The organism is Paenibacillus sp. 01L418 (genome assembly GCF_056400045.1).
Genome location: NZ_JBFTSN010000858.1, coordinates 1 through 636, shown reverse-complemented (window position 1 = coordinate 636; position 636 = coordinate 1). Strand labels below are relative to the sequence as shown.

Sequence of the window (636 nt, the reverse complement as noted above, 5' to 3'; positions counted from 1 at the left end):
ACTATTAATAGCGTAAGAGCGATAAGCAGGAAACAAAAATTTGTTTTCAATTAGGGTGATACCGTGTGAATAGCCTCGTCCCTATCGTTAAAGATAGAGATGTGGCTTTTTTTGTCTTTTACATTATTAAAAAAAGACATAATAAAAATAGACTGGATTGATTTGTATGCAAACATCAGCGCAATGGACATCGAAGATTGGTTTTATTTTATCCGCGGCAGGCTCTGCTATTGGAGTAGGCGCAATATGGAAGCTCCCCTATGTTACGGGGATAAGCGGGGGAGGGGCATTTTTTCTACTATTTATTTTATTCACTTTTTTTATGGGTTTCCCATTGTTATTAGCAGAGTTTGTAATCGGGAGAAGCACACAAAAAGAAGCCATTAGTGCTTATCGCAGCTTAGCTCCTCATAGCAATTGGCATTGGATCGGAAAGCTCGGGGTATTTACCTGCTTTCTTTTATTGTCTTTTTATAGCGTTATTGGCGGTTGGATTGTTATTTATTTTGCAAAAGGTTTGTTTGGTGGAATCATTAGTGAAGGCGCAAATTATGGAGCGGTCTTTAACGATACCATTGCTAATCCTATTTTAGTTATTGCGGCACAATTTGTATTTTTGGCTTTGACAGTTGTTGT

The 636-nt window shown here is 37.7% G+C and carries 1 pseudogene; it reads left to right on the top strand.

Annotated features, from left to right (window positions below):
• Positions 1-166: 166 nt before the first annotated feature.
• A pseudogene (locus AC1DSE_RS36145) lies at positions 167-636 on the top strand (sodium-dependent transporter); the annotation flags it as partial.